Source organism: Syntrophobacterales bacterium (assembly GCA_019429105.1).
In the GTDB taxonomy this organism is placed as follows: Bacteria; Desulfobacterota; Syntrophia; order Syntrophales; family UBA5619; genus DYTH01.
In genome coordinates, this window is record JAHYJE010000001.1 from 74,355 (window position 1) to 97,897 (window position 23,543).

Consider the following 23,543-nt stretch of genomic DNA (forward strand, 5'->3'; position numbering starts at 1 on the left):
TTATGCCGCCTCCCGGCGCTTAAAACAATCCGGGGTTCTTTACAAAATCAGCGGACTGCAACCGTGCTTTTTGTGATATCTCGAGTTATCATGGCGGCATGATAAAGGATGGGTAGGAAAAACGTAGGGTGAAATGCTGATTTGCCCGGTTCGGATCAAGCAAATCAGTACCCGTCCCCGATATTGCCTAATTCTCTTTCTTCTGCACTTGTTTTGCTTTTTTTTGACGTGCAGGTTCAATAGAAGCAGCCGCAGAACTGGCATTCCAAATCATCTCGTCGCCGGCGATGTTCCGGAACTTGATGCGGAAATTGCTGGTCGGCAAGGCGTAGCGGCCTTTGATCTTTTCCTTCGGGCCGGCCTTGTCTTCCAGCGCGGGATTGCTGACCCACACGCCGTCGTCCCGAAGCGCGGTATCGAATTGAATGGCTTCGATGAGTTCCAGGCCGGTATCGCTGATTTTCACTGCATGGAAGGGGACAGATGGTTTGGCGGTCTGCCCGCCGTTCGTGTCGCTCTCGCCGTTTCCATTTCCGTTCTCGCCGCCGTTGCCGTTTCCGTTCTCGCCGCCGTTGCCGTTTTCCTCCAGCAGATTCATGCCGCTGCGTTTGCCACGCTTGGCGTTAAACTCGTCAATCTTGGCCTTGAGATAGGGGCTGAAATACTGTTTCACGTTGACTTCCCAGCGGCCTCTACCGACGGGTTGGACCTCCACAACGGCACTGTCCGGGGTGAAGAGGCTGGCGGCCTTCTTGTCGAGGAGCTGGTTGAGACTGACCAACTCCACCTTGAGTTGCGTCTTCCCGCTTTCCCGAAGCCGTTTATCGACGCACCCCTGATCCACTTCCAGGTCGCGGTGGGCATAGAGAATCCGCACACCCTCGGCGCGGTCGTCGGATTCGAGCTGATAGATCTCCTCCAGGTACACGTCCAGCAGCGCGGGCGTGAGGCGTTCGTGGAGGCCGACGAACTTGAGCGGGATGTAGCGCCCCGACGCTCCCGGCAAGCCGCCGTCCCAGAACTCGCCAAGCTCCAGTTCCTCGCGCTTTTTGAACCCTTCGACGAGACTGAATATCTTCGCCATTGTCTGCGCCGGGTTGCGGAAAAGGCGAATGCCATCCTGAATTTTCAGGATGTCGAAAGATGCGCCGGCGGCAACAAGTCGGTCGCGGGTCGTCTGAATGGCATTGAGGCCAATGTCGCAGGCGATAAAACGGCGGCCCAGTTTGTGCGCTACGGCCGCGGTGGTGCCGCTGCCGCTGAAGAAGTCCGCCACGGTCATGCCGGAGTTGGAAGATGCGTTGATGATCCGTTCCAGCAAAGCCTCGGGTTTTTGCGTTGTGTAATCGTAACGTTCGTCTGCTTGTGAGTTCACTGAATCAATATCTGTCCACAAACTGTGAACTGCAATTCCGGGCAACTCATCAAGGTATCGTTTCACCCTTGGCATACCGGTTCCCGTGAAAACAATGCGCCCTTCCTCCATGAACTTATTAACGTTTGCCTGGCTGTAGCGCCACATAGCTCCGGATGGAGGCGCAATCACTTTATCTCCAAATTTGAGAGGCTGGCCTTCGTGGCCATGAGCAGGAGCGGTCGGGTTGTCTAAACTGAAAATCCGGTTGTCTGGGTCACGCCCGGTGAAATGACTGTCAATATAGGATTGTGGAATAGGTGTGTGGATTTTGTTGAAAAGATAGTCTTCTCCGCAGGCATAGAGAAAGATGCTTTCGTGAACAATACCGAACTTGTTCGCGTCTGCATGAAAGTTAAATCGTTTCCATACGATTTCGTTAAGGAAATTGTCTTCGCCAAGCACCTCATCCAATAGAACCTTCACGTAGTGTCCGATATGCCAATCGAGATGGACATAGATGGACGCTGTTTCGTTCATCACCTCGCGCATGGCCAGCAGACGTTCGTAAAGCCAGTTGAGGTAATCCTCCTTCTGCCAGATGTCCCCATACATGATTTCTTCGCCGATGGCGCTATCGCTGCCATCGACTGCGGTCTCACCGTTTTTCTTCCCGTTCCGCAAGAATATTTTCTTCGCATAGTTCGCGCCGCTGGCGAAGGGCGGGTCAATGTAGAAAAGGTCCACCTTGATGTTGTTGGCCTTCAGGTAAGCGCAGGCGGAAAGTGCGTCGCCGTGCAGGAGGAGATTCGGGCCGACAACGGTCGAAACCTGCTCCATGCCGGGGAGCAGCTCGCTGGAGGCCGGACGGACTTCCTCCACCGCAACTGTCTCATAGAGCGGCAGATGATCGGGCATGCGGCGGCCCGGGAAACTGAGCAGCGCCTGTCCGCGCGCCGGGCTGATGGTGTATGGCAGGGGTTGATAGGGTGGCTTGATCATAGGTTCCATATCTCCTTCTTCACGTCCTCAAGGTGGCGGGAAAAGTTGTTGTCGTCATCGTCCACAAAACAGCGATACCGAAAGTGCGGGTTGTGCTTCAGGAAGACGTCGTTGACGAACTTTTCCTTGGCTTTGAAGTCCGCGTCGTAGAACTTCTTTCCCTTCGTTTCGAGGATCAGGACGCGGTCAATCCGGCCGGCGTCCGCGTCCGGGGCATAGTCCGGCTGCCGGCGGTAGGGCTTAGCCTGGTTGCGCTTGAGAATGAGAAAATCAGGCGTGTAGTTCCCGTAGGGGGTGCGAATCACCAAAGACTGAAGCGCGCCGCTGCGGTAACCGTTATAGTAAAACTCCAACCCGCGCAGGTCGGCGAGTTTCGTCAGGTCGCGCAGCGCCGCCGCTTCGTACCGGGAAGCGAAGTCATAGGGCGCGTAGTTGAAGGTTACGTCGCCGGGGTCAAGCGAATAATCCTCGATCCGGTCTTCGAGGTAGTTGGGCCGTTTGTTCAGCGTGGGCAACTCGGCGGCGGTGAACGACGGCAGAAACAGGCCGCCCGCGTAAGGGATGGATGGGGGCGGGTCCATGCGCCAGTCGAGTAGTTCGATTTCGACTTCTTCTTCCACATCTTCGTGGGTGACGCGGATATCTTCCATCAGGAGAGAGGCGGTAAAGGCCATGACTTCGTCCAGCGCCAGGGTGGGATGGAGCGCGAGCCACCCGAGTTGGTCCCGAATCTGGGCGCAAATGCCGCGTAAGGCGGCGTCGTGCTTCTCGGTCAAGTCGGCTTCGGAGAATCGGCCCCAGGAGGCGCGGGCCAGTGCGGCCAGGAAATCACCATACCCGAACGGGTGCTGAACGGCGGCAGCGTCAAGGATGTCGGTGCGTTCGTTCGACAGTCCGCGTTTGCCAACCGAGGCTTCCGTGACGGTCGGCGTAAAGGGATAACGGGTCTTGAACATCCCGAAATCGAAACTGTCTAATTGAGCGGCGCTGTCTCCCGCCCGCTCTTCCCGGACAATGGTGTAACGGCGGCGAATGTTCCGGAAGCGAACCCGGCCCAGCCGCGGTTTGCGGATAAGAACGTTGATCGCCTGTTCGGCATGGATCTGCAGGTCGGCGATGGAAAGCGCGTAGTTCTCCTTCAATTCCTTGTCGAGCGTCTCGTAGTTCCCTTCGCCGAGGGCGATGAGGGCGGTTTCGTCCTTTGCCGATACCACTTCACGCAGACAGCGGCAGGTGGTCTGTAGAACAAAGTTCTTGGTCGTTTCGCGGCGCGGCAGGGCAACGGCGGTCAGGCTCTTGCAGTCCCAGCCCTCCGTGCCGATCGCGACCAGAAGAATAACCCGCTTGCCGATATGGGGCTGATCCAGATTGTGGAAGATCGCCTCCGAGTCTTTCGGGAGAGCCCATTGCTTCTGCGTCTTCTTCACACCCCGGTAGAAACGGAAAATCTCCGCGTCTTCACGGCCGGGCCGGTGGGCGGCGTACCAGGCGTCCACGGCGGGCAGGATCTCGGTATTCAACTTCTCAATGCTCGGGCAATAGAAGGCGATCTTGCTGGGCGTGCCGCCGGGATAGATGCGGTCGTAATCGTTGAAAAAACTCGTCAGGGCGGCGCTGACAAACTGGTCGCCTGCCATGTTCTGCCCGATGACCCGGGGCGCCTTCAGGAAACGGCCGATGCCGTCGGCGAGGGAATAGTGATAGACGATAAGCTGGATCTGACTGAGTTTCACTTTTGAATCGGCAAAAGGCACTTGATGTTTGAGGTAGGGGGTGCCGGAGAATCCCAGTACGGTGCAGACATGACCGTGCTGGTTGAGTATATCCACCGCCAGTTTCAGCTTTTTTTCGTCATCGCCGGAACTGCTGAAGAAGTGATGCGCTTCATCGAGGATGACCGAAAGCCCGGGAATCTGTGAGAGTTTTTCGCGAAGGGCGTTGATCTTGACGACTTCTGTCGCCTTCTTCTCGTCGTAGAACAGGCTGCTTGGGTCGGCTGTCTGCTGGTCTTCCGGAGAGAGTTTCTCCATGACGACTTTTTCGGCGTTGGTGATGAATATCAACCCGAAATCGCTGGTTTGCGTAAGGCGATTTACCTTCTCCAGATTGGGGTTGTTGCCGTGGAGTTTGTCCCGGCGCTTGGAGCTCTGGCTGTCCAGAATCTCGAAATGCACATGGCGGCGCAATTCGGCGGCATCACTGGCGGGCAGAACCCATGACGGATCAAAGTTCCGTATGGTTTGCAGGGACGGCAGGATCGCTGTTTTCGACGCTTGCGGGGCGAAGACAACGAAGTTGCGGGAGAATCGGGGATCATGGGGATGCAGTCGCGCAAAGTGCAAATCCAGATAAATGAACGCGGCCATCAGGTACGTCTTTCCGGCGCCCATCGGCAAGCTGAACAGGTAGTTCGGGTACGTAAAATCGTGGAGCAAGGCATTGAGAAAAACGTCCCAGTTCGTTCGGCAACTGAGGGGATCGTCCTTCACCATTGCGGCAAGCTTCGGCAATTCATTGACTTGGGCAAACCGGTAGAGAACCTCGGCGGTGGCGTTTCCGCACAGAGCCGGCTGTGGTTCGGCGAGACTCTGAAGCGCGCCGGAGCGAACAATGTCGCCCAAAGAGCGATTGCGGCCGACAAACTTAAGCCATAGGAAGACTTCAATCGCCTGGCGTTGCGGCAGGCGAAGCTTGCCGTTCCTTTCGAGATGCGTGGCAATCTGGCCGGGCAACGACTGAGTATTGGCTTTCTCCTGCGCGATCCACGCGAAGGCAGCCTGTTCAACAAGGTCGTGCAGATTCAGCAAGGTGGACGGGGCGACGGCACTCCCGCGTGTGATGTTTATCTTTTTGTTTCTATTTGCCATTCTTCATTAAATCCGGAATTGTCACTTAAACTCGCCGGGATTTCCAGCAGGCCAGAAGACCTTGCACCAGGGCCATCTGGTTAAAATTTCCCCGCTGGAGGTTCTCGAACAAAGGCGGCAAGAGAGCATCCCGCTGCCTTGGGAGCTTAGGAATCACCCGGCTTGATGAACAGATAATAAAGACTCCCCTCGCGGTATGTCCCGCCGGCAAGTTCTCCGGCCTTGTCGCCGACCCCCATATAGACATCGCAGCGGCCCGCGGCCCGGATCGCCCCGCCTGTATCCTGATCCAGAACAAACCCGACGGGACTGTCCAGCTCAACCGCGGCAAAGGCAAACATCGCCCGCGGGTAAATGGATTTATCCGTCGCAATCGTGCGGAAGGGGATTACCGGCTCATTGAGCGAACCCCGGGGCTCGCTTTCCTGAGACCGGAAGAAGACAAAGCGGGGGTTTTTATTTACATACTTATCAATTTCCTCAGGATGGGTCTTAAAATAATCAATCATCGCCTTGAGGTTGATATTTTTATTGGCAAACTTGCCATCGGCCATCATTTTCTGCACGATCCCCTGGTATTCCCAGCCGTTATGAGCGGCATAGGCAACCGTCTCGATCTGGCCGTCCGGGAGGCGAATTTTGGCTGAACCCTGCACATGCACTATATAAACCTCAAACGGGTCGCCGAGCCAGACCAGCTCATTGCCGGCCATGATATTGGACTTTTGTATCTCTTCCCTGCTTGGATATTTCCGGAACTGGCCATCCGGAGTCCTTTGGCCCAGAATTGTCCCGTCAGCCCCTTTTACCAGATCGGCCGGCGGCTTATATAAGGGATACCGGAAACGGTCGGTGCGCACCGGCGAACCGTCAAAAATAGGCGTATAATACCCCGTAAACAGTACGGTTCCCTGGTCATCGCAGCCGACCGAAATATACGTGTCGAATCGCTCCCGCAAAACCGCGTTCATCTGCTGCGGAGACAATCTCGCCGCAATCAGCTTTTTCAGCTCCTGCAGGCTGCTTTTCGCCTGGTCGTAGGTAATGTCGCCATAAGGATAGAACTTTTTGCTGGAAGGCTTTGCCAGATAGTTCAGACTGTTGGCGATTGCTTCCTGCAGACGGTCGGTATCAGAGCAGGCCCGCGTGTAGTCGGGAATCTGGCCGGGATCGGTAATCTTTCGCAGGGCCAGCTCCCCGGGCGGCAAGAGACGATAGTAATCCCTGGGGGGGGTTGGCTGCACCGTCAGCACTGCGGGGGTGCGTTTCTGGCAGCCGGCAAGAACCAGAAAAGCAATCAACAATAGCAATAAAGAAATAATTTTGGTTTTCATGGCGGGTTTATAAGACAAGCGACTCTCCTCTGTCAAAGAAAATTTTGCGGCAAGAACGTTTAAGCAAGGCGCCGTCCGCATATTCCCTCCCTCAATCAGCCTCTGCCTTTAGCAACAGCCCCGGACGCGACAAAGCACGTCCCTCCAAATTTGCTGAACATTAAGCTCCGCTTTCATCGTTCGTTGCGCCTTGCAAGGCATGGGGATTTATCCAGAATAAAGTTTATCGGATGAGCGATTCGGAAATGAAGGTCAATTAATCTACATTCCCATCTTTTTCTCTATATTCTCTATCTCTTTGCTGAGCTCTGCCCGCTCATCGCCGCCGAGATCGGCCTGATTCAGTCTTCTTTTGAGGCCGAGCAGAATCATCTCTTCCCGATAATCACGGCAGGTGTATTTCCCTTTTTTTGAGTTCATAGTTTAAGTTCTTGATAGTTTAAGATTTGGGCCGCGGCCTTGGCGGCGGTTACATCAGACCGTATTTTTTTAGTTTTTTATGGAGAGTTCTCCTGGTAATCTGCAATCTGCGGGCTGCCTCGCTCTTGTTCCCGCCCGCGGCGGCAAGCGTCCGCAGGATCATCTCCCGCTCCACATCCTCCAGGGGCGACGTCCCTTCGGCAAAGCTGCCCGCGCTGTTTTCTTCCGTTTCCCCCGTATTCATAATTCCGACAGCACCGTCTTGTCCCGGTGCGCCGGATGTCCGTTTGGGCATATTCTCCTCAAGCAAAACCGCTTCATCCGGCCTGCGGGCAGCAGGAGCCGATATCGACGCCGCATCGCCATAACCAAGGTAAGCCCCCCCCACGCGCTGTCCATTCTCGGCAAAGTTGAGCAGGGAAATATCTCCCTCATCGAGGCAATCCCCGCGGGAAAGGACCACGCCCCGCTCGATCGCGTTCATTAGTTCGCGGACGTTTCCCGGCCAGGGATGACGCAGCAGACGATCCATCGCTCTTGGTGTGAAACCGCTGATATTTTTATGATTTTTCTCGGAAAACCGCAGGAGGAATTCCTGGGCAAGCAGCGGAATATCCTCCACCCTTTCTCGGAGCGGCGGGATGACGAGGCTTACGACGTTCAGCCGGTAGAAAAGATCCTCCCGGAAGCGTCCCGAGGCTACTTCTCTGAACAAATCCCGGTTTGTCGCCGCTATCATGCGCACATCGATCGGCAAAACATCCTCGCCGCCGACGCGGGTAAGCTCGCGCTCCTGCAATACCCGCAGCAGTTTTACCTGCATTGTCAGCGGCATCTCCCCGACCTCGTCCAGAAAAAGGCTGCCGCCGTTTGCCTGGAGAAACTTCCCCTCCTTGCGCCGGTCGGCCCCGGTGAAGGCGCCCCGCTCGTGGCCGAACAGTTCCGACTCCAGCAGGTTTTCCGGTATAGCGGCGCAATTCAGTTTGACAAAGGTTTTTTCCCGGCGCGGGCTGTTGAAATGGATCAACTCGGCGATCAGCTCCTTGCCGGTTCCGGACTCCCCGGCCACAAGAACGGTAGCTTCCGATTGCGCCACCTGCGACGCGGTTTCAAGCAGGCGGCTCATTGCCAGGGAGCGTCCGACAAGATTTTTCCGGTCGAAGCGGTCGCCCAGTTTTTCCCTGAGCATCCGGTTTTCCTCCTTCAAACTGCGGTGTTCCATGGCCCGCTCCATGGTCAGGCGCAGCTCGTCGAAATCAAGCGGCTTCGTCAGGTAGTCGTAAGCCCCCTTCTTCAGCGCCTCAACCGCCGTTTCGACCGAGGCATAGGCCGTCATGATAATGATCGGCAAGGCGGGATTGAAATCCCTTATCCCTGCCAGAGCCTCCAGACCGGACATCTTGATCATCCGGACATCCATCAGGATCAGATCGAACGGCCGGCTGCGCGCCAGGGCGACGGCGCTCCCGCCGTCATCCGCCTCCGCAATCTCGTATCCCCAGTCGCCAAGCAGGGTCTTCAACATCGTTCGATGGGAAACATCGTCATCCACTACCAGGACATTGCGTTTTTCTTTAATCATTTTCTATAATTTCTTTCATTTTTCGTCATCAACAACCGTTCCGGACGCGAAGGAACGCCGGGGAAGAATCAGGACAACCTTCGTGCCTTTTCCCGCCTCGCTCTCCAAAAATATCTCTCCATGGTGCGCCTCGACTATCTTGTGACAGATTGCCAGTCCCAAGCCCGTCCCCGCCGCGCGGGTGGTAAAATACGGGTCGAAGACCCGGGGAAGATCAGCCGCGGGGATGCCTCTGCCGGTATCGGCAATCGTTACCCGGATCGCCTTTTCTTCCTGTCCAAAGAGCGATACCCGCAGCTCCCCGCCCGTCTCCATTGCCTCCAGCGCATTCAGGAACAGGTTGAGAAAAACCTGGGTCATCCGGTCGGCATCGATGGATATTTCCCATTTCCCGGCTGGCACTTCGGTTTGAACGGCCACCCCCTTTTTCGCGGCCTCATTTTCAATCAACGCAAGCGCCTGGCGAATCACCACCGGCAATGAAACCGGAACAATATTCATCTTCAAGGGTCTGGCCAATTCAATCAGTTGCGTAATCACCCGATTTATTCGGTCAACCTCGCGAATCATCACCTCTGCCGCCTCGCGCTCGCCCGGGGCGTCCACAAATCTCTCCCGGAAGTGCGTTGCGAAACCCTTGATCGAGCTTAAGGGATTTCTGATTTCGTGAGCGACTCCGGCGGCAAGACCCCCCAACGACGCAAGTCGCCTGCTCCGCTCCACCTCCGCCTCAAGCCGCTTGATCTCAGTAATATCCCTGAAAAGCAGGATGCTCCCCAGAAAGCTGTCTTCCTGCTCAAACAGCGGCGCGGCGACAACTTCCAGCGTCATTGTTGCGCCCTCCTTCATGGCACAGGGCACTTCCTTGTCAAGCAGCAGCGCCGTTTTGTCCCTTGGCATGCTAAAATCGCCTAATTCCGGCGGCATAACATCAACCGCCCGCTTCCCGACGGACTCGCCGGGAACCAGACGCAGGATCTCCTCCGCCGTCCGATTGCAGGCCGTCAGGATTCCCCCGGCATCGATCGCAATCAGCCCCATTGGCATGTTCTCGACCAGACTGTCGGAAAAAACCCTGATTCGGGCAAGGGAACTCCGCGCCTCCTGGTAGCCGTGAGCGAGCATCAGCGAAACAATCCCGGCCAAGCCAATGAGCAGGAAAAGCACCGCGCTCCATATCGTCCGGAAGATATCCTGCCTGCGGGCTTCCTCGATCGGCGACATATCCAGGCCTGCAAAAACGACAAGGCCCCGGGGAGAAACATTTTTTTCAGTTGGCTCCAGTTGTTCGCCGCACTGATTGGTGAATTCGTACCCGGACACCGCCGTCGGCGAAAGCCCTCGATAAACCTCAAAGGTATCCCCGCCCTGACTGTTTTCAACCAGGCGCCATGACAGCTTTTTCGAAACGGCGATCTGCCCCATTTCCAGATTTGTCTCATAGACGGCCCCGATGCGCAGAGGATCGCTGTCAGCCAGGATCATTCCGCTGGCATCGGCAACGATCAGATAATCGATATCCGCCTGTTCGGCAGTTTCCATCAGGAGTTTCTGGAGCTGGAATTCTCCCCAGTGCATGCCGATCCCTGTCCGGGCACCCGCTTCAAAAGAGCGGATGATGGCCTCGCCTTTTGCGACAAGCAGCCGTTCAGTCTGCTCTTTCTGGCGGCTTATCGCATCCATCGTCATGATGATGAAAACAGGGACGAGAATTGCAACGGCCCCGATGATAAGCCAGGGGGGAACGACAATAAACCGTTTTTTATTTTTGTGAAAGCTGGTCAAACCAAGCCTCGCAGGTGGATACTTTAAAAGACGGCGGCGGCTCTTCCGATAATCGGGCTCGCCGCCGCCAGCTTCTTTCATTCGGCATCAATGGAAAACCTGCCTGCACGCACAGCCAAAAAAGCGGCTACATAATGGATAATCAGGGCTTTACGACCCGGACGCCGCTTGCAAAAAGTATCTCATCAAAGGTGCGGTTCAAGGTCTTGCTCGTAAACTTTACCATCACCGGCGATTCGGGAATTTCAACAATATCGCCTTTTTTGACCTCTGCCTGCATGACGGCTACCCAGAGCTTTTTCCCCTTTTCCTCTACCTCCAGATAGGAATAGCCGGCGGCATCGATCTTCTGCAACACCTTTCCCTTATGAGCGACCCCACCCTTGGTAAATTCCGCCGCCGGCAAGCCCGCATGCGGATCGCCCCCTGCTTTCGGCGCTGCGGCCTGCGACGTCCACGGATTGGGAGCAGCCGGCTGCGTAAGAGCGCCCTGGGGAGAAGCCGGCGCCGGCTTCTCTTCCTTCTTTTGGCAGCCAACCGCGAAAATCAGCGCCAATGCTGTAATCAATAATATTTTTTTCTTCACAATCATCCTCCTTGTTGTAGTTTTTGCGCTTCTATCATGCCTTTTTTTATTTGCAAAGGGGTTTTTGAAAATTACGCCCCCCTCTGAACTTATTGACCTCCATCAGGTGGAACGGATCTCCTGCCTCATAAAGACCGCATAGCAGATTCCAAAGCAGGCAAATGTTATCGCCGCCAGTGAAACCAGAAAGGGCATAACAATAACGATGCTCTGACCAAGCGGCAGCGGATTCTGGAAACGGGAAAGAGAAATCCTCTCCAGTGGTCCCAAAATAATAAAGGAACGCGGCGTCCGGCGGAGCGGATCCAGAATCGTCGCCGTAGCGTCTGCATAAAGCGTCGCCGGGGAGAAAAATGAGACGGCCCGCTGAACCTCTGCATTTCTGATAAGGGCATCCTGGGCCTGGTAAGTGTCCGCGGTGTCTTTTATCGGCGAAATCGCATCGGCAAGCAGGCTCCCACCCAGGCCAACAAAGAACGACAAGCCAATCCATACGGCAAGGGACGCCAGCGCCGAGGTGGCAGTGCTCCGAAAAACAACGGAAAAGAGGAGCGCCGCGCCCAGCCAGAAAGAGATGTAGAGTATCCCCAATGCGAGGTATATGAAGAGCCGCCAGATTTCCTCCGGACCAGGCACTACCCCGACCAGCGTGATGCCAAGTCCGGAGATAACCAGCGCCAGCGATACCATTACTATCGAAATCATTGTCACGCCGGCCAGAAATTTCCCGTTGATGATCGCATCCCGATAAATCGGCTGGGCTGCCAGCTTGCTGAGCGTCCGACCGGTCCGCTCGCGGCTGATTGCGTCAAAACCGAGAATGATCCCGAGCAGCGGCCCGAAAAAACCAATGAACTGCACAAAAGAAAAGAGCTTCCCGGTCGAGGTGAACAAAAGCAGGAAGATAAAGTCCGGTTTTGCCATCCCCCTGAGTTCGTCCCGCATCGCCATTCCGGAAAGGGACGCGATAATCACCCCGACCATGAAAATCAGCGCCGTGATCAAAAGAAACCGGGTGGAGCTGAAATGATCCTCCATCTCCTTGCGGTAGATCGTCAATACCCCGTGCAAAATTACGCCTCCCTGAAATATTTCATATAGATGTCTTCCAGCGTGAACAGCTCGCCTTCCTTGACGCCAAGCCCTTTTTCGGCAAGTTCGGCGAGCGGGCCGACAGCAACGAGCTTCCCGCCGATCATGATCCCGACCCGATCGGAAATGCGCTGCACCTGCTCCAATAGGTGGGATGAAAAAAAGATCGTCATGCCCTGCTTGCGGCTGAGATTCCTTACCATCTCGAGCATCCGGTTTGTTCCCTCCGGATCGAGACCAACCGTCGGTTCATCGAGAAAGGCAAGGCGCGGTTCCTTGATCAGCACCTCGGCGATGCCGAGGCGCTGCTTCATCCCCTTAGAATAGCTCCCCACCTTCTTGTCCGCCTCTTTTGCCAAATCCACCTCTGCAAGCAGGCGATCTATCCTTTCCGCAGAGACCCTGTCCGGGATGTTATTCAGACGGGCGATGAACCGCAGGTTGGCGCGCGCATCCATGTCCTCGTAAAAACCGACATTTTCCGGAAGATACCCGATCACCTCCTTGACCTTCAGCGCCTCGCGCGCCGGATCGAAACCGCAGACCCTGACCATTCCGGAAGTCGGCTCCGTCAGACCTAGCATCATCAGCATTGTCGTGGTTTTACCCGCTCCGTTCGGTCCGAGAAATCCGAAAACCTCTCCCTCCGTCACCTCGAGATTCAGGTTGCTCACCGCCACCTGAGTCCCGTAACGCTTGGTAAGATTCTCTATCTGGATAATGGCCTGTCGCTCCACGTCAGCGTCTCCCCATCTTCACGAACAGTAAAGCCAGCCCGGCAATAACCAGGACAATGAGCCCGATCCCGATCCACCCCCAGGCGGAGGAGGCATTGACCGTCACCCTCATCTCCACCGTTTTCTCCGCCTTTTCCCCACTGGTCAGCACGCCCACGGAATAATCGCCGACCAGCGTCTGCTGCCCGGGTTTTATCGTTACTTCGACCTGCTTCATCTCGCCGGGGGCCAGAACATCGATCTTTTCCGGTTTGAAGGTTGTTCCCCAATTCTCCGGCTTGAACGAGGAAAAGGCAATGTTGCGGTTGGGGGCGGAGCCGTTGTTCTTCACAAAAAGCGAAAAGGAAACTGTCTTGCCGGGAGACGCCTCCAGCGAGAGAATCCCGTTGGGCGTCCCCGCGTCGAGCCGGTAGGTGCCGGTCAGAACAGCCGTCAGCTTCGCCTCGGCGCTGCTCTCCTTGGCGCTGACCCGCACGACGACAGGGTATTCCCCTGCCCCGGCGCCCGGCTTCGGAGAAACCTCCACGGCTATCGTCTGACTCTGTCCCTCCTTCACCCGAATTGTCGAGATCTGTTTGGGCTCATAGGCGGGCTTGAAATTTATCTCCCATCCCTCCGGACCGACCGCAGAGAGATTAAAAGAACGTTCCATCTCGCTTTTATTGAGCACGTCTATGGAAAATTCGAACTTGGAATCGGTCTGCCCGCGGAGCACCGGATAGGCGGCATTTAGCTGGATATTGTCCAGCCCCACCTTCCTTCCCTGTACGCTTACATTCAGGGTATGCGTCGAACTGAATTTGCCATCCGCCGTTTTCGCGTCAAAGCGGAAGGAGTAGTTGCCGGGGCCGCTGCCCTTTTCCGGTTCGAGGTTCAGGGAAAGGGTTTTTGTTTTTCCGGCCGGCACATACACCCCGGTCACCTGATAGCGGGCGCCCTTCAAGGTTGCCTTCCATCCCCGGGCAACCTCCGCCAGCGCCACAGCGATATTTTCGTCCGCTTTCCCCTTGTTCTCCAGGGTAAGTTCCATCTGCACGCTTTCCCCCGTTGCCACCGCGATGCCGGAGTAGTCAGTATAGACAGCAATCCCTCGCGCGGGGCGGTCATCCGGATTATTGCCCTCCGCCGCAAAGCCCGCCGCCGCAATCATCAAAAACAAAAATGAAAAACAGACAAAGGCCCCTGTAAATAATTTTTTCATTCGTTTCCCGCCAACCATTGCAACCTCCTCGATTATTCCTTACTCTTTGTTGGACGCTATTCTTTCCAATTCTCTATCTTCAGGTTTTTAATTCTTATAAATTCGTTCGTATTGTTGGTAACAAGGATGAGATTGTGCGCAACTGCCTGAGCTGCGATGAGCATGTCGTAAGGGCCGATAAGATTTCCTTCTTTTTTTAGCTGTGCTCTTATAATTCCAAATTGTTCAGCGTCGGTATTGCCAAAATCGATAATTACAAAGGGAGTCAGAAATTCAGTTAAGGATATTCTGTTTTTCTGGATGTTTTGACTGTTGTAAACGCCAAATTGCAATTCTGCTACCGTGATGCTGGATAAATAAACGGTTTGTTCGAGTACATTGTGCAATCTTTCCAGGACATGCAGCGGCTTCCTGTTCTTGATAAAAATACAGATATTTGTATCAAGCAAATACATTACAGATCCTTTCGCTCCTGCATTTGCGGCTGTTCTCTCCCGTTTTCCATGAAATCATCGGTAAACCCATTGAGGCCATGGAGAAATATTTCCCACACGCGATTTTTAGGAAAGAGAATGACAGAATCGCCAATCTTTTGAATTAGCACATCTGTCCCTTCAAAATTGTATTCTTTGGGCAGACGAACCGCTTGACTGCGTCCATTCTGAAATAATTTAGCTGTTTGCATGTTGCACCTCCACAATTGATATATATCTTGGTATATATCTTGTCAAGCTGCAAAATCATCTCCCCCAGATGCTATTTTTTTAGGTTGCACCAACGAAAAAATCAGCCAGAGCGGAGGGAGAATCAGGAGTGAGCTGCTTAACTCGCGCGTTCCCCCCGGAGCGTAGGGGGGCAACGCCAGATATCGCCGGAAGACCGGCTTTATGGCCGATCCGGTGGATGCCGCAGTTATGCAAGTTTCTTTTGCCTTCTAATGATTTCCACCAGCGATCTCAGTGCCTGATTCACTGAATCATGACCTTCGCAACGTCTGGCTCGATGACTACAACGTTCGTGCCTTCCGCATATCTCTTTGCGTATTTGCCCTGAACGCCTTTGCTGAAATCGTACTCTTCAAGCATGTCCGGATTTTTTTGCATTCTCTTCATATTGGTTCCTTTCTTTTTTTGATGCCTTTCTTGCGCTAATCAGTCTGATGTTGTCGACTCTTTCCGTGTAAACAACTACCATAAGACGGTCTTTGTTAGAGTTTCCAATCAAGACGAATTTTACAACAGAGCGGATTCTCGTCATGCAACGAAAAAGATGAGTGGAGGCGGCCAGGGATTTTGCCGCGAAGCGCCACCGCCCGCTTTCCGCCGTCCACTCAAGCGCCTGATTCGGCGGTTTTTGCCGTCATTCTTGATAACCTCGTCAAAAGTCAGAATTGGCCATTTCGATGTTTGTAAATATATGAATTTGTTGACTGCAAATATTAAAAAAGGGCAATTTGGCGACTTTTGACGAACGCATCATTCTTAGAAAAAAATAAATCTCTCCCCTTTTCTCCCTTAATTTTTTTACGCAAGAGCTAATTGCAAAACTCTCACATTCTGTCATTCCCGCAATGATTTTAAGCGGGAAAACGAAGTTTAATGTTCATAATCTGGTTCTAACTGCTTGAAAAACCGTATTCCCGATAGAAGCATTGTGTACATTAAGCTCCGCTTTCGGGAATGACAAATAGTTTTGCAATTACCTCGAAATTATTTCATTTAGCCCTTCTATGGCCTGATTCAACTCTTCCATAGATGCTTCACCAATGACTTTACCAATCCGCTCAATAGACAATGTTCGGATTTGACTGATTTTGAGCCATGATTTCTTGGGTAAATTGGGAGATTTCAGTTCAAGAGTTAACGGGAATCCAGCCGTTTGTGGCTGGCTTGCAATAGCCACAGCGATAACTGTACCTGATCGTTCATTGAAAATATCGTGGCTTAAAATGAGCACGGGGCGCAAGCCGGCCTGCTCATTCCCCCGCACGGGATTCAAATCCGCCCACCGAATTTCACCTCTCAATATTCTGGCCATTGGCTCACATCCTCAGCTAATCCTTCTTCCGCAATAGCTTTTTCAAATTTCGGATCGAGTTTTGCACATTCCATCGATAGCCGACTACGCTTCATCCGGGCGAGTCATTCATAAAATTAAGCTCGTACACTTGCGCCAGTATCCGCACAAGCCCTGCCTGCACATCACGGTAATTTTCTGCTGTCCGCAACAAGCGGGAAATAGCGCGTTTTCAACTTCAATCCTTCATTTAAAATCAGGTACTTGCATGGAGAACAAAATCACCGTGGCCGGCACATATTTCCCTCTGTACATTTCAAAAAGCTTATCGTATAAACCCCCATCCCGTTTGTTCTGTAAATTGGCAGCCATTGAAATAGCGAAACAGAGGGGTGTAAATCATTAACTTAAGTTTTGCCTGACTTGGGTACAAAGCCGGGCTCAGGCCAACTGAAAAAATAAAAAGGGGGGAATTTATGTCGTTATGTTTTGAGCTTTCACCGGAACAGAAAATGCTTGAAGATACCGTCTGGCGCTGGGCCTCGTCCTGGCTGGAACCGCAGATGGAGAAGCTCTACGAGGAGGACCGGATGCCGCCGGATCTCTTCCGGGAACTCGGCAAAATAGGGGTAAACGGCATAGCCTATGAGGAAAAATACGGAGGCGCCGGCCTGGGGTATGTGGACACGCTGCTTTTATATGAAACCATTGCCCGGGTCAGCAACGCCTTGGCGATGACCGTCGGCGCCAGCCAGACCCTCTGCTTCGATAATTTCCGCCGGAATGCGACAGAAGAGCAGAGAATGGAGATCCTTCCCAAAGCTTGCAGCGGCGAATATATCGGCTGTCTGGGGATCACCGAACCCAATGCCGGCTCCGACGCCATGGGGATGACAACAAGGGCGCTCAAGGTGGGCGACCGCTACGTAATCAACGGAAGCAAAATCTTCATCACCAATGGACCAGTTGCCGATTTGATGGTCTTCTACGCCAAAACCAAGCCTGTCCTCGGGGCCCACGGAATATCGGCATTTTATTTTCTGACCAAGGATGTGAAGGGTTTTTACCGGGAAAAAATCCACAAATGGGGGATGAAAAGCTCTCCGACCGGACTGCTCACCTTTGACAATATGGAAATACCGGAGGAGAATCTGATCGGCGGCTTGAATCAGGGGGTTTCGGTACTGACCAACGGGCTTTGCACGGAACGGATAACCTTGAGCGGCTGTTCGCTCGGCTCCCAGCGGGCCTGTCTGGAACTCAGCATCAAATACGCCAAGGAGCGGGTGCAGTTCGGAAAGGCCCTCGCCTCGTTCCAGTTTATCCAGGGAAAACTTGCCGACATGTACACAGGATACAATGCCTCAAAATGGATGGCTTACAGCGCCGCATCCTACTGTGATTCACTCCTGGTAAAGATCGGCGGCAAGGGAACCGAACTTGATCGCAAGGCGGCGGCGGCCCTCCTTTTCTGCGGGGAGATGGGGACGAAGATTGCCGACGCCGCTGTGCAGATTCACGGAGGATATGGGTATTGCAGTGAATACCCGGTTTCCCGTCACTATCTTGACCAGAAGCTCTGGGATGTGGGTGCCGGAACAGCGGAGATCCGCAGGATTATCATCGCCCGGGAACTGCTGCGCGATAATTTCCAGAGTGGTCAATAACGAACAATCGGCCTGCGGACCTCCCGGACAGGACGGGGCGCGTCCCGTACATATTTTGTGAACATCAAGCCCCGCTTTCATCATTCGTTGTGCCTCCCGGGGCATGGGGGTTTATAGAGAAATGCCGGGCTAAAAAAGGAAAGTCTATGAAAAGTCGCGCTTGCCCGCTCACTGCTGGAAACAACCAAAGCAGCGGCCAGGGGAAAACCGCCCAAAAGCATGGATTTCACAAAAGAACCGGGCTGCCGGGCAGGGGATCTTTAATTATTTTTCTCCTGCTTCTTCTTGCCTTTTTACCCTCGTCTTTCCTCGATGCCAGACAGGACGGCGCCCGCTTGAGTTTTCAAAAAACCATCGGCAGAGGCGCCGGTAAAATCCATGTGGTCAAAAAAGGCGAGTCTCTCCTCGCAATCCTCAAAAAAATACCCGGCGGCAAACCGGTTTCCCTGTCCCTGGTTAGACGTTTGAATCCCGGATTGCGGGATATCAATAAAATATATCCCGGCCAAAAGATCGTTCTGCCGTCATCCGAACAAGCCGACTTTCCCTTGGCAAACACACACCCAAAACAACAGAACGGCCAGAAACTGTCGCCCTATTTGATCAAGGAAAACGACTCTATCAGCAGGATACTCCTTGCCGAACTGAAACCGGAAGGCAATGGCCGCCCGTTGACGCCGGAGGAGATAATTGAGACATACCGCAAAATCCTCAAATCAAATCCCGGTATAGCGGATATGAATAATCTCCCGGCCGGACAGACGCTGCTTTTGCCCGCCGAGATGATCAGGGCTGAAGGAGCGGAATCCAAGCAATCTGCCCAAGAAACGCCCGCTGCCAAAACCCATCCGGCCCTGCAGGCGCTTCTGCTCGAGATTAAACCGGTAATAGAGGGGATTAACGGCTCTCTCAACACTGCGGGAAGTTATTTCATTCCGCTACCGGGCGCCACTCAGATAAGCATCGACTCCTCGCTGATTCCTTCTGTAGAACTTGATGATGGAACAATAGTTTTTCTCGACTATGAAAACATACTGCCTAATGAAGTCAGGCAGTTGATCCACCAGTACTGGCGCAGCCATTATTTTCTGACAAACCTGGAAATGCAGAACCCAGCCGAAACATTGCGGGGAATCATCGGCCATGCGCAGAATTACCGGATGACGCGCGTGGAAAAACCCTTGCTGGTGACAGCCAAGCCGGAGATCGCCGTCTTTCCCGACTGGCTCATCTCCGGCAACAGAAAAACGGATGGCGGCAGCTACCGTCAGGGTATTTTCCTGCTCGCTTTGGGCGAGCCGCCCTTGCCCGAAGCGGCAAAACTTTTTCTCGAACAAAACGGCCTTGCCGTCACACAGATCGCCAAAGAGAAAATCCTGCCTCATAGTCCCCCCGATAATTTACAGATAATCCGGGAAGATTTAAGCGGTCTTCAGGGGATCGCCCTTGCGGAGAGACTGCTAAAGGCTCTGGGAGAGCCAACCCAGCGCAAGGCAGAGGTGGCAATCTTCAAACAGGCCGAAAACGGCTTCAATCTTTTCATAACGGCAGATCTTCTGCTGCGCAAAGGCGAGCAAAAGCTGATATTGCATCCCCAAAAACTGCCCGACCAGTTCATGAAAATCCTCAAAAATTCAGGATTTGAGCTTCTTACAATCGGAGAAAACGACAAGGGCCGGTCTCTTATCGAAGCGATGCTCCGGGGGGCGGGGCTGCCTGCCTCCTTCGGCTATTTTTCTTCCCGAATCCCCATGGAGGGGGTGAAAAGCCGGCTCAACATTTCGTTTTCCGCCATCAGCAGCGTAAAAGATGGCGAACAAATATATCTGACGGATTTCGACTTGCCTGCCTGGATCTTGCCGATAATCTATAGCGGCCCCAAGGTTCTGGTCATCCGCTATTAAAAACAAATTTTAATCTTCATGAAAGGAACTGACAGCTTGAGCACAAAGGCAATTTTACTTTTCTCCGGGGGCTTAGACAGCATCCTTGCCAGCAGGATCATCGCCGACCAGGGAATAGAGGTCACCGGACTGACCTTCGAAACCCCTTTTTTCAGCGCCGCCCGGGCCAAGGCAACCGCCCTTCGGCTCGGCATCCCTCACGTGATTATGAACATAACGCAAGCGCATCTTGACATGCTCCACGCACCGCGTCACGGCTACGGCAAGAATATGAACCCCTGCATCGACTGCCATACACTTATGTTGAAAATCGCCGGACAGTTAATGGAAGAGACCGGGGCGAACTTTCTGTTCACCGGGGAGGTTGTGGGGCAAAGACCCATGTCCCAGGGGAAACAAACCCTCATCATGATAGCCAAAAACGCCGGTCTTTCCGGCCGCCTGCTTCGCCCCCTGTCTGCAAAGCTCCTTCCGGAAACGGAACCGGAACTTACCGGCAAGGTGGATCGCAACCGTCTTCTTGATTTCCAGGGAAGAGGCCGCAAACGGCAGATCGAGCTGGCCAACAGTTTAGGCATCGCCTCCTGGCCGTCGCCGGCCGGGGGCTGCCTGCTGACAGACCCGATATTCTCCAAGCGGCTGCGCGACCTTTTCGCGCATGCTCCCCAATACCGCATCCGGGACATAGAACTGCTGAAAACTGGCCGGCACCTGCGGCTGCGCGACAATATAAAGGCCATAGTCGGCAGAAATTCAAGCGAAAACGATCTGATCGAGGGTATGGCGGAACCGGAAGACGCGCTCATCCGCGTAAATGACTTTCCGGGGCCTACCGTCCTTGTACCCTACGGAGGCGATGCAGAAACGCGCTCCCTCGCCGGTCGGATTTGCCTCCGCTACAGCGATGCGCCTCGCAACCAGGAGATTTTCGTCACCTGCCTGCAAAATGGAATTTCATCGTCGTTAAAGTCAATCGCCCTGCCGCCGGAGGCCTCGGCAGGGATGATGATCTGATCTTCCGCAATCATTCAGCAGACGGCTGATGGGAGGGGCGGAGCAGATCCCTGACCCTTTTAATCGGGGCAAACGTGGCTGGTGGGACCTCGAGAAAAATTGTATTCCAGAAGGCCATGGAACCATTCCAGAGTCCCGGTCTTTCCAATGCAAGAATGTCCCTTCCCTTCTCCGCTTTTCTGGTGATAATGGATGTTTCCTGATCGACAAAATCGGCCAGCCTGAATTTGCGCCCCCGGTAATCACGCAGTCCGCAGACGAGGTCCACCGGATTAAAATGGGTTGAGGAAGACCAGACAGCCAACTGTTCTTGATCCTCCCTGTCTATCTGCACCTCTTCCACAATTTGCAAGGAAGGAACGCAGGCGCCTCCCCGGCTTTCCACCCAAAAAGGGCCGCCGCCCGGTTCGCCCTCGTTTTTTACCATCCCGCAGACACGCAGCGGCCGGTTTAATTTATCGAACAGGAAATGGCGTTTTTCGCCCTCCGTCAGACTCCCGAAAACAGACGGCAGGGGGATATTCAACTTTTCCCGGCAGAATTCTGCGATCCCGGGAATTTCTTTCCCGGCAGGATTGGGATTTTCGAGAACCAGCAAATTGTGGAACAACTCCGCCTGCACAGTAAGCAAGTAACCGGCCAGCAATTTTTTCCAGAGAACCGTCTCTTCCTTATAACGGTCAACTACGACATTATCGATATTTTTTATGAAGACGATATCCGCATCCAGGCTGTCGAGATTCATCAACAGCGCCCCGTGCCCCGACGGCCTGAAGAGAAGCTCCCCTTTTTCATCACGAAAAGGGCGCCCGGCAAGATCGACGGCAAGCGTGTTGGTGGCAGGATTCTGTATGGAGATATCAAAATCAAACACCGTGTCAAAGCGGACCTCGTAATCCCGGATGACCTGCAGAAGTCTTTCCCGCACCATCTTTTCGTGGTCGCCGGAGACGGTGAAATGGATGCGGGCGATCCTGTTCTCATCCCGCACATACAGAGCCGCCTCGACTAAGTGTTCCTCGATGGCGGTTCTTGTGCAATCGGGGTAATGGTGAAATTTGAGGAGGGCCTTGGGAAGGCTCCCCAAATTCAACCCCTTGTCAGTCAGGATGCAGTCAAGTAACTCCGCATACCGGCAGCTTGTAATCATTTGCGCAAGGGACATGCCTATATCGGCAAGAACTTTTTCCAGATCCGAAGAAAACGCGTAACTGTTGAGGGAGAGACGAAAGTTTTCCTCTTCCTCTCGCTCCCCAAACCCCCCCTTCGCCAATGCTGCGTGCCACTCATGAAACATCCGGCTTGCCGCCCCGGAGGCAGGCACAAACTTCAACAGGCGGCCATCTTCCCGCGCCGCTTCGCAGACCTCCATTAGCCGGGGACGCCCTTCATCGGCAAGGACAGCGATCCCGTCTCCTATGGTGCAGGGCCTGAGCAAACGCACCGGGGAGACCCCTTCGCGAAAGATTGCGAGCTGCCTTTCGACCGCTTCAATGGTAAGCCCCGCAGAGGCAATTGCCCCCCGGTCCTTCTCTGACCAGCCGCCGCTCCTCTGTTCTCCGGTCATTTTTCCCCCTTTGCCCTTTTCCTGCAATTTTTTCCGCTACCGACCAGTTCTGACGGCGGCGCCCATTGCCCGATCCAACCGCGCCTTCGCCATGTTAAGATCGCCGAGATAGTTCTGATAATCGGACAGGGCCGCAGTCAGAATGGTCTGGGCGTCTATCACATCCGTGGCGGTTCCTACCTGCTCGCTGTACCTTTCCGTGTTGATCCGAAAGTTTTCTTCCGCCTGCTCGATCGCTTTTTTTGCCACCGGCAACTGTTTTTGCGCCTCGCCGAATAAAAGATAACTGCTTTTTACCTCCAGGGCTATCTGCTCCCGCAGACCGGCAAGCAGATCAGCGGCCTGATTTTCACGACTTTTCCCGGCGTCAACGCGGTCTTTGGTTTTTCCCCACTCCCAGAAAGTCCAGTTCGCAACCGCCATGACGTACCAGTTTTCCTGATCGCGGTAGTCGCTCCCTGCCACCCCCGGCGTGTCCCCGTACCGTGCGTAATTTCCCGAAAGAGATAGATTCGGGTAGTATTCGCTTTTGGCCTGTTTTACCAGAATTTTCGCCTGATTCCACCTGAGTTGATAAGCTTGTATCTCCGGACGGCGCGCCAAGGCGGCGGCTATGCAGGCATCAAGGGGTTCAACGGCAACGGCTTTTGTCAAGCTGTCCTCGATAGTTGCCGGGGAGTTGATCTTCCTCCTGAGCAAGGTGTTGAATCTTGCTTTCGCCAACTCCACGCCGTTTTCTGCCCGCAGCAGGGATTGTCTGCCCGCCGCCAGTTCAACCTCCGCCCGCAGCAGATCGTTGCGGGGAATAATTCCGGTCTCGTAAAAAGCGCTGGCGGCGTCACGATGGGCGGTCAACCTTTTAAGCGCCTGGACCGCAACCTCCACCGCCCGCTGAGCCTTCAGGATGTTGAAGTAGGCGATCCTTACCTCGTAAACGACATCCAGAATCGTCTGCTGCTCGTTCAGGCGGGCTATTTCAGCGCCGACCTGACTGGCCTCGTAACCGGCAGCAATCCCTCCCCCCGCGTAAAGAGGTTGCCTGACCTCAACGTTCCAGTTGTAATTGTTTTTCGTGCCGGTGGCAAGTCTCTGGGCAGGCGGCGCGCCGGGCAGGGTGAAGGAAAGGTCCGGGAAAAGAAAACTTGGCTCTTCGTTTAACCTTGTATAGCTGTAAGAAGTGCTGAACTTCGGAAGAAACCCGGTAAAAGCCTCCCTCTGCACAGCCTCGGCCCCGAACACCCCTTCCTTGGCCGAGTTGACTCGCAGGCTTTGCTTTATGGCGATTTCAACGCTTTCGGAAAGCGTCATGAATCCGGCGTCAGCCGCGTCAGCAATACCGCTCGTCAATGCGACAAACACGATATAAATAATGGTTCTCCCCCAAAAACAGCAGCTCCGCATCTTTTCTGTTCCCC

Annotated in this window: 19 protein-coding genes and 1 pseudogene; 3 read left to right on the top strand and 17 right to left on the bottom strand. The window is 54.1% G+C overall.

The features are described 5' to 3' along the window. Positions 1-187: 187 nt before the first annotated feature. The 15 genes and pseudogenes from K0B01_00340 to K0B01_00410 form a co-directional block, all read right to left on the bottom strand. Positions 188-2,356 carry a site-specific DNA-methyltransferase gene (locus K0B01_00340; protein ID MBW6484590.1) on the bottom strand — a complete coding sequence of 723 codons (2,169 nt, stop codon included), beginning with the start codon at positions 2,354-2,356 and terminating at the stop codon, positions 188-190. Beyond that, positions 2,353-5,223, bottom strand: a complete 2,871-nt coding sequence (locus K0B01_00345; GenBank protein ID MBW6484591.1) for a DEAD/DEAH box helicase family protein — start codon at positions 5,221-5,223, stop codon at positions 2,353-2,355. Before K0B01_00345 ends, K0B01_00340 begins: the two co-directional genes overlap by 4 nt. Positions 5,224-5,369: 146 nt before the next feature. Beyond that, entirely contained in the window at positions 5,370-6,575 is a 1,206-nt protein-coding gene (locus tag K0B01_00350; protein ID MBW6484592.1) for an MltA domain-containing protein, read from the bottom strand. 243 nt (positions 6,576-6,818) lie between these two features. Then, positions 6,819-6,977, bottom strand: a complete 159-nt coding sequence (locus tag K0B01_00355) for a hypothetical protein (GenBank protein ID MBW6484593.1) — start codon at positions 6,975-6,977, stop codon at positions 6,819-6,821. Between the two features lie 418 nt (positions 6,978-7,395). After that, a pseudogene (locus K0B01_00360) lies at positions 7,396-8,556 on the bottom strand (sigma-54 dependent transcriptional regulator). Positions 8,557-8,574: 18 nt separating this feature from the next. Beyond that, positions 8,575-10,425 carry a PAS domain S-box protein gene (locus K0B01_00365; GenBank protein ID MBW6484594.1) on the bottom strand — a complete coding sequence of 617 codons (1,851 nt, stop codon included), beginning with the start codon at positions 10,423-10,425 and terminating at the stop codon, positions 8,575-8,577. Between the two features lie 61 nt (positions 10,426-10,486). Then, on the bottom strand, positions 10,487-10,930 hold the full coding sequence (locus K0B01_00370; protein MBW6484595.1) for a hypothetical protein: 444 nt from the start codon (positions 10,928-10,930) through the stop codon (positions 10,487-10,489). A gap of 102 nt (positions 10,931-11,032) precedes the next feature. Further along, the gene (locus tag K0B01_00375) at positions 11,033-12,001 is read right to left on the bottom strand and encodes an ABC transporter permease (protein MBW6484596.1); all 969 of its coding nucleotides are present in this window, start codon (positions 11,999-12,001) and stop codon (positions 11,033-11,035) included. Positions 12,002-12,003: 2 nt separating this feature from the next. After that, on the bottom strand, positions 12,004-12,759 hold the full coding sequence (locus K0B01_00380; protein ID MBW6484597.1) for an ABC transporter ATP-binding protein: 756 nt from the start codon (positions 12,757-12,759) through the stop codon (positions 12,004-12,006). A 1-nt stretch (position 12,760) separates the two neighbouring features. Then, on the bottom strand, positions 12,761-13,960 hold the full coding sequence (locus tag K0B01_00385) for a hypothetical protein (protein ID MBW6484598.1): 1,200 nt from the start codon (positions 13,958-13,960) through the stop codon (positions 12,761-12,763). Positions 13,961-14,016: 56 nt separating this feature from the next. Beyond that, positions 14,017-14,415 carry a type II toxin-antitoxin system VapC family toxin gene (locus tag K0B01_00390; GenBank protein ID MBW6484599.1) on the bottom strand — a complete coding sequence of 133 codons (399 nt, stop codon included), beginning with the start codon at positions 14,413-14,415 and terminating at the stop codon, positions 14,017-14,019. Next, a complete protein-coding gene (locus tag K0B01_00395) occupies positions 14,415-14,645 on the bottom strand; it encodes an antitoxin (GenBank protein ID MBW6484600.1) in 231 nt (76 codons plus the stop codon). Before K0B01_00395 ends, K0B01_00390 begins: the two co-directional genes overlap by 1 nt. A 283-nt stretch (positions 14,646-14,928) precedes the next feature. Beyond that, positions 14,929-15,072 carry a hypothetical protein gene (locus K0B01_00400; protein MBW6484601.1) on the bottom strand — a complete coding sequence of 48 codons (144 nt, stop codon included), beginning with the start codon at positions 15,070-15,072 and terminating at the stop codon, positions 14,929-14,931. After that, the gene (locus tag K0B01_00405) at positions 15,038-15,184 is read right to left on the bottom strand and encodes a BrnT family toxin (protein ID MBW6484602.1); all 147 of its coding nucleotides are present in this window, start codon (positions 15,182-15,184) and stop codon (positions 15,038-15,040) included. Before K0B01_00405 ends, K0B01_00400 begins: the two co-directional genes overlap by 35 nt. A gap of 474 nt (positions 15,185-15,658) precedes the next feature. After that, positions 15,659-15,997 carry a type II toxin-antitoxin system PemK/MazF family toxin gene (locus K0B01_00410; GenBank protein MBW6484603.1) on the bottom strand — a complete coding sequence of 113 codons (339 nt, stop codon included), beginning with the start codon at positions 15,995-15,997 and terminating at the stop codon, positions 15,659-15,661. A 455-nt stretch (positions 15,998-16,452) separates the two neighbouring features. Here K0B01_00410 and K0B01_00415 point away from each other — a divergent pair, with 455 nt between their 5' ends. The 3 genes from K0B01_00415 to K0B01_00425 all read left to right on the top strand — a co-directional run bounded on the left by K0B01_00415 (position 16,453) and on the right by K0B01_00425 (position 20,561). Then, positions 16,453-17,643, top strand: coding sequence for an acyl-CoA dehydrogenase family protein (locus tag K0B01_00415; protein MBW6484604.1), 1,191 nt, complete (start codon positions 16,453-16,455; stop codon positions 17,641-17,643). Between the two features lie 146 nt (positions 17,644-17,789). Beyond that, on the top strand, positions 17,790-19,547 hold the full coding sequence (locus tag K0B01_00420; GenBank protein ID MBW6484605.1) for a LysM peptidoglycan-binding domain-containing protein: 1,758 nt from the start codon (positions 17,790-17,792) through the stop codon (positions 19,545-19,547). 18 nt (positions 19,548-19,565) lie between these two features. Further along, positions 19,566-20,561 (top strand): tRNA 4-thiouridine(8) synthase ThiI, encoded by a 996-nt coding sequence (locus tag K0B01_00425; GenBank protein ID MBW6484606.1) that lies wholly within the window; start codon positions 19,566-19,568, stop codon positions 20,559-20,561. Between the two features lie 10 nt (positions 20,562-20,571). Here K0B01_00425 and K0B01_00430 read toward each other — a convergent pair whose 3' ends face one another. After that, positions 20,572-22,128 (bottom strand): DUF4301 family protein, encoded by a 1,557-nt coding sequence (locus tag K0B01_00430; GenBank protein MBW6484607.1) that lies wholly within the window; start codon positions 22,126-22,128, stop codon positions 20,572-20,574. A 36-nt stretch (positions 22,129-22,164) separates the two neighbouring features. Further along, the gene (locus tag K0B01_00435; protein MBW6484608.1) at positions 22,165-23,529 is read right to left on the bottom strand and encodes a TolC family protein; all 1,365 of its coding nucleotides are present in this window, start codon (positions 23,527-23,529) and stop codon (positions 22,165-22,167) included. Positions 23,530-23,543: the final 14 nt, after the last annotated feature.